The sequence below is a fragment of the Bacillus cereus group sp. N6 genome (assembly GCF_016483705.1).
GTDB lineage: Bacteria > Bacillota > Bacilli > Bacillales > Bacillaceae_G > Bacillus_A > Bacillus_A wiedmannii.
Map to the genome: position 1 here is coordinate 1 of NZ_JAEHBI010000116.1, position 3,921 is coordinate 3,921.

A 3,921-nucleotide genomic window follows, 5' to 3' on the forward strand; every position below is an offset into this window, starting at 1 on the left:
ATCATTTCTTGTTTATTGCCAAGTGAACGAAGAATACGATTATAAATCTTTCTTACTTCTTCATTTGGATCAACAATCTCATGATAATCTCCAAATACATATTTATCTTGCAAAGGATTTTTATATGATTCATCGCCTGCAATCGCCCTTGCTTCTAAATACAATTTAGGTGTAAACCCTGTATCTTTTATTCGGATTGTATCTCCATCATTAATTAATTCATGATTTAGTCCGAATACACGACCGATTGATTGTGCTTCAACTTCATAAAAAACAGAAGAATTTACACGTTTTTTTAACTCTGTATTCATAAGGGTCATTAAACATTTTGCATCCATATCTTCGTTCTCTGTTTCTGGACTGTAAAAACCAAATTTATGTTGCCCTTTTTCATTCCATCTTTGGAAAGCATCATTATCCACAAGATAAGGAACACCGTTATTTATTTCCGTAATAGTAACAAACTCTCCGCCTTCTTTTTTTACGAAACCTAATAAGGCTGTACAAATGTTTTGAGAGTTCTCAATACGCTTAATTCCCATTAAATCTTTGCCAAGGGTTATTTCTTTTCCTGTTTCTCGACCACGCTTCTTTACCATATCTACATAACGCCCAACGACTTGAGAGCCTACGACTTCAGCACGATATTGGATTTCTAATTCGAACAAGGAAGCTATCTTTTTAAGAAAAGACAGTGGATCAATAAATTCATCGATCGTCATGGAACGGAAACTAGCATATTCTACATTCCCTTTTTGCCACTTCGTACCTGCAAGAGCGATATCAACCATTTCAATTACTGTCTTACCTTCTAGTTTTTGAGGAGGAATAATTCCGGCTTTGGCAAGTTGAATCCATTCACCAGATGCATAAGCGATTACTGATCTATCATCAGAATTCTTTTCCATTTCAGTAATGACATAAGGAACGATACGACCATCGCGCACTTCTTTTAATACTACATTTTGTTGCATAAGCGTGGATGAATGCCTTGTATGATCAAATACTCGAAATTCTAATGTATCGATGTTATTTTTAATTTCCCAATGTCTTTTATCATCCCAATAATCTGTAGGCTGAATAGATGCTACAATTTGTTCTGTTTTAAAATCAACAACATGCAATTCACCACTTGGCGTTCTCATCTGTATCTCTCCCTGTAACTGATTGTCGCTGTAACGTCTGGCGGCATAATATCAATCCGATTCTCTCCACGTATGATCTTAGGAAACTCACTAAAAATATCTTTCATATGAATCGCATCTTTCTCGTTAATCGTAACAAGACTTTTTTCTGTATCAATAATCACTTTGTCTCCTGCATCGAAAATATAAGGTTTTGTATGAACAGGGACTTTGTTTACCTTCCAAATTTTCAAATCATCAAATTGCATTTCGTTAACAGGCTGGTGATGATCCCACTTACAAAGCGCAATCATAACTTGTGCGATTTTTCGGTTTGTCATTGGATTACTGTTGTCAACATCGTTCCATTGTTCAACTAGGGAAGCTCCGTCTATCTCTTTACCATCTATAAATTTAGCTACATATACAGACCATTTTGTCCCTCTTCTAGCAATACGCAGGCGTCCCCGAAATTGATTGAAAGTAGATAAGTAATAGCCACTTGTATCTACTAATTTACGAATGCTATTAGGTGTTCCGCTATTCCCGATTTTCATATGTGCTTTTGTAATTTCTGCCGTTACGTATAAATCATTCATGTTAATACGAGCTACCAGATTACTTGCCTCATCCAATAAGAGAACTTCACAACGACCCATTTCATCAATATTTTTGGATTTTAAAGTCATCCATGCCTCTATTTCAAAATCTTGTAATGGACCGCCTGGAATACTTTTCTTAGCTATTGCACCGTAAAACCCTTTCCCTTCTCCATATTCTTCACAATATAGTGCGTAACCGCCCCTTGATTGAAAAGTACCTGTCCCTTTCATGTCATCAAATTGCCCAGTAACAGGAGTCCAGCCTATAGGCGAAGCCATTTCATCCCATAACACACGCTCACGTTCTTGTACCGTTGATTCCTCCACAGTTAGGGGGTAACCAATACGGAAATAGTTTCGTTCTAAAGGATATGTACCAAACCATACATCTAAAAAAGTGCTTGGTTTTTTTACAGTCATTTCAATGAACGCTGGAGCTTCTACGCTTCCTTTATTCGTGAAATAAGAAGTAATCTCAGTAGACCAAGTTTGAGTGAAAGTGTGAGTTTGTACTTTTCCTAATTTATAAGGTGTCGGACAAACAAATGTAATTGTACCGATTCCAAGCGTTACAAATTCATCTGGATCAAAGCTATCATCCACAACAGCTACGTATGTTCTATCTGGCTCTACATCGAAAATAAGCTCGGCTGGTTGATCGGTAATTAACCAACTTGCAATTTCTTCTTTTAATAACTCTAAGTTCCCACCATCGGGAACAATGATTCCTACAGGAATAGATAAAACACGCATTTCCGTTTGTGTGTTTAATAGTCTTGCACCTGGATAACCAGGAACACTTAGGAAATTCCTTTTTAATGGCGCCCAAGTTGGCCTTTTCCATCCTTTTGCGATTTGAATACAGTCTTTTCGTTCGTTATGAAATGTAAACGAGCTCATGTGAACACCTCTTTTCTTTATAAAATAAGAGAAACCCAAACCTAAAAGGCTGAGTTTCTTTGTTCCTCTCGTTCTTGATATTCCTTCGTATACCTATAAGTACCGCGCGCCACATCTCGACCTTCTAAAACAACAGGAACTTCAACAACTAAATCACCACCAAACATTGGAAGTGCCCCATCGTCAGATAATCCTTGAGAGTAATTAAATACTTGATTTGATACGCTGCTTGTCATGGCTTGTCTGCTATTTGACATACTTCCATACACACCACTCATGACAGTCTTTAATCCTGATAATTGACTTACAGAACTAGCCATCATACGGCTCATATCATTCATTAATTGATTTATTTCACCAGGCATAGCAAATTGTTCACGCTGCATGGTTGCTGCAATTCCTGCCCCAATATCACCAAGTGTCTTTTTATTAAGCGGGAGCACCGCTTCGTCCCCAGCTTCGCCCGCTGCTTGATAACGTCCATTATTCATTCCGAAGATAGTTGGTTTCGTGAAAATACCACCCTTGGCGCGCCAATCTATATTGAGTCCAGAAGGAAATGTAATATCTTTACCTAAAACATTTTTAGTGCTAGTTTGTAAGCTAAAGTGTGGAAGAGGTGGCATTTCAGGTTTAGGGATTTTTAACTTCAGATTTTCAAAGAATCCTTTGATTGTATCGATGAATCCCTTTACTCCATCAACCGCATCTCTTATTGGATCCATAATAAATCTTTTTGCCGCTTCAAATTTTTCTCGTGCTGCATTTTTCACTGAATCAAATTTTTCTCTAGCTGAATTATATAAATCAGTAAACTTTTGTTTGGCCTGATTATAAGCATCTGTTACCGGTTGAATCACATATTGCTTTACTAAATTCCAAGCTGAAAGTGTATAAGATTTTATAGATTCCCAATTTGATAATATCCAATTGGCTAAATCAGTAAGCTTTTGCTTGGTTGTATTCCACAATTCTTGAACTGGTTGAATAACGTACTGTTTTACTAAGTTCCAAGCCATAAGAGTATATGATTTGGCAAGTTCCCACTGTGAACTTAGCCAAGAAATCAAATCACTACATTTCTCTTTTACCAAGCTCCAAGCTTCCTGAACAGGCTGTGTAATATATTGTTTAAATAATCCCCATGCAACTTGGGCTACAGCTTTTGCAATTTCCCATTGTGTACCAAGCCATGTAACTAATTCGCCAATTTTTGCACTTACCCAGTTGTAAGCTTCTTGAATCGGTTGAATAATATATTGACTTATAGCTGCCCAAGCAATTTGCGCTCCTGC

At 37.2% G+C, this 3,921-nt stretch carries 2 protein-coding genes and 1 pseudogene; all 3 read right to left on the reverse strand.

Annotated elements, in window-relative coordinates; all coding sequences use genetic code 11:
* Positions 1-1,145, reverse strand: a 1,145-nt coding sequence (locus JDS99_RS30010; protein ID WP_199696387.1) for a phage tail spike protein, incomplete at its 3' end; no start/stop codon positions are given.
* Complete coding sequence (locus JDS99_RS30015; RefSeq protein ID WP_199696388.1) at positions 1,142-2,626, reverse strand: distal tail protein Dit; 1,485 nt, start codon at positions 2,624-2,626, stop codon at positions 1,142-1,144. The genes JDS99_RS30010 and JDS99_RS30015, both read right to left, overlap by 4 nt.
* A gap of 41 nt (positions 2,627-2,667) precedes the next feature.
* A pseudogene (locus JDS99_RS30020) lies at positions 2,668-3,921 on the reverse strand (DUF2207 domain-containing protein); the annotation flags it as partial.